Source organism: Streptomyces sp. TRM68367 (assembly GCF_014495685.1).
Taxonomy (GTDB): Bacteria; Actinomycetota; Actinomycetes; order Streptomycetales; family Streptomycetaceae; genus Streptomyces.
Map to the genome: position 1 here is coordinate 1 of NZ_JACTVI010000239.1, position 2534 is coordinate 2534.

The 2534-nt window shown below is 66.3% G+C and carries 4 protein-coding genes; all 4 read right to left on the minus strand.

Annotated features, from left to right (window positions below; translation table 11 throughout):
• Positions 1-55 precede the first annotated feature (55 nt).
• The 4 genes from H8R17_RS45115 to H8R17_RS45130 are packed head-to-tail and all read right to left on the minus strand — an operon-like array spanning position 56 to position 2359.
• Positions 56-535, minus strand: a complete 480-nt coding sequence (locus H8R17_RS45115) for an integrase (RefSeq protein ID WP_187828939.1) — start codon at positions 533-535, stop codon at positions 56-58.
• Between the two features lie 38 nt (positions 536-573).
• Positions 574-756 carry a hypothetical protein gene (locus H8R17_RS45120; protein WP_187828940.1) on the minus strand — a complete coding sequence of 61 codons (183 nt, stop codon included), beginning with the start codon at positions 754-756 and terminating at the stop codon, positions 574-576.
• On the minus strand, positions 753-1577 hold the full coding sequence (locus H8R17_RS45125) for a hypothetical protein (protein ID WP_187828941.1): 825 nt from the start codon (positions 1575-1577) through the stop codon (positions 753-755). The genes H8R17_RS45120 and H8R17_RS45125 overlap by 4 nt, the downstream gene beginning before the upstream one ends.
• Entirely contained in the window at positions 1574-2359 is a 786-nt protein-coding gene (locus tag H8R17_RS45130) for a hypothetical protein (protein ID WP_223126183.1), read from the minus strand. The genes H8R17_RS45125 and H8R17_RS45130 overlap by 4 nt, the downstream gene beginning before the upstream one ends.
• Between the last annotated feature and the right edge of the window lie 175 nt (positions 2360-2534).

The window sequence follows — 2534 nt, forward strand, 5'->3', positions numbered from 1 at the left end:
AGCACAACCTCGACAGCACGCGGACCCCGATGCGACATGAAAACAGCCTACAGACTTACGACTGCAATTTCAGGCGCAGGACACTAGGAAGAAAAACCTCATCTGGCTGAGGCGGTGGTGTGTCGTCAGTGAAGACGGGCATGCCGAGGTGAACCAGTTGAGGGCGTCCGTCGGTGGGGATGTCCTTGAGGCTCTTGAGTTTGGCCATCGCGGCGTCGAAGCTGACCTGAAGTCCCTCGACCTCGCCGAGCCAGCCGTTGGCGCGGGCCTCGCGGATGCGTTCACGGAGGTTTTGGATGATCTCGATGAGGCGGGGCTTCTGGCTGGGGTCCATCTGGAGGACTGGGCAGCGGATGCAGGCGTGCTCGTGCTTGCAGGGGGTTCCGTAGGGACGCCCGCAGGTGCCGAGCGAGACCTTGCGGAGTTCGAAGTGCTGCTGGAAGTCGCGCCACTCCTGCGGAGTGGGCTCCCGGTACTCCTCCTGGGGACGCGCGGCGCGACGACGGTCGAGGAAGCCGCGGTAGGTCCTGATCAAGTCGTCCTGGAAGACCGCGAGAGACGCCTGAGTGGTGGTCAGCGTCTTGTGTCCGAGGATGCGTGCGGCAATGTGGACGGCAGGCCACCAGTGACGGCTTCCGTCGCGAACATCCTTCGGAAGTCGTGGGGTGTGTAGCGCAGCGGCTCGCCCGCCCGGTCCCGCAGGCCGGTGCATTCCAGGGTGCGGTCCAGGAGCCGCTTGACGGCGGCCTCGCTCATGGCCTGCGGCTGCCAGTAGGGTCGGCGCTGGAAGAGGTGCGGGAGCTGGGGGCCGGTGACGCGCTCGTGGGAGTCGTAGCGCGCGACGAGTGGGATCTTCCCGCCGTTCGCGTCGCGTAGGTGTTGATGATCGTGGCCAGGACGCTGGCCGGCTCGGGGCTGACCAGCAGTAGTCGTTCCTCGTTGCTCTTGGAAGGCACAATCTGCAGCAGCGGGACGACCTCGCCCTTCTCGGGGAGTTGGTCGGGGATTGTGTAGGAGACCAGTGCCAGGTGGGTCAGCTCGGTGAGTTCTTCGGCTCGGACGCCGGTATGCCGCAGGGTCTCGATGACGGCCCAGGCCCAGAAGGCGTCGTCCTCGACGACGCTCTGGTTGATCCGCGTGCCGGTGCTGCTGATTTCCTTGATGTAGACGTGTGGCGAGCCGTGGTCGAGGCGGCTGGGCACTTGGTTGACCGCGGGCAGCACCCGCAAGTAGCGCTTCCCGTCGTGCTCGAAGATCTCGTTGAACGGGGTGGCCCGCGCCGCGTCCAGCAGCGCGACGGCCTCGCGGCGTACTCGCTCCGCGGTCTCGACGAGCACCGGCAGGTGGGGCAGCCGTTCCCGCACCCGCTGGTGCATCCGCGCGGTGGTCTGCTTGACCATCTTGTGGTTGCCGACGCCGTCGCCCCGGGTGATGGGGCTGGGCACGGCCCACTGGGCCCAGTACGGGTCTTCATGTGCCCATTCCTGGATGTCGAGGTAGAACCCGCGGATGCGCATCATGACGTCGATGCGTGAGCGTCGTTCTCGGGCCTGGCCGCTCTTGTCGGTGTAGGTCACCAGCCGCTGCTTCCAGCCGTCGATGACGTCGTCGGGAATCCGCAGGGTGTCGATGCCGGGGTGGTGGGCTTTGATGTCGGCCCAGAAGACGCCAGCCAGTTCGCGTACAGTCCACGGAAGGTGCCGTAGTCGACGCCGGGTCGACGTTCTTCGAGGTAGCGCACGAGCACATTGCGGATCTGGGTGGACTGGATGTTGTAGGAGTCGACCAGCTCGGTGGTCGGCCGCTGCCCGTGCCGGAGCGCGTCCTTGAGTGTGTCCTTGGAATGGATGACGCCGGCCCCGCGCAGCAGGTCCCAGGCGCTGTGGGTGCCGACGTATGCCTCGCCGTTCTCGCGCCGGGCGCGGGCCCGCAGGTAGAAGATGTCCTCCGCAGTGAGCTGATCGAGGTCCCGGCCGGTGTGCAGGATGATCGACGAGATCAGGCGCAGGCCCTCGTCGATGTGGCGGGCCGTCATGCCGACCTCGACGCCGTAGCGGCGCATCTGCTCCAGCTTGCCGTCGGGGAAGAGCTGCTGGACATTCTTGAAGAGCCGCGTGGCCTTGTAGCCGCGCAGGAAGCCGTAGCCCGGTAGCACGATCCGGTTGGCCATCAGGTGGTTCATCCCGGAGATCACGCCGTTGCGCTGCGAGTCCCGCTGGTCGCCGACCAGGACGCCGGATGAGCGTGCGGGCACCGCCTCACGCTCCGGGCCAACGGCACCCTTGATCAGCGGTCCGCTGCCCGACTCGATCCAGAACTCATAGAAGCTGCGGATTGATCTGCTGCCCGGCGCGGTCAATGCCGAGGCATACGCCGAACTTCGCCGTGAGCGCGAGAGCGCCATGGTCAACGCGGTGCTGTACGAGGCGACCACGACCTGCACCTTTGGCCTCGATCATTCACGTGCGCGCGCCGGCCTGGGGTGGTCGGTCGGGGTTGAGGATTCGTCCTGGTTCGTCCTTCGGGTGGTGGTG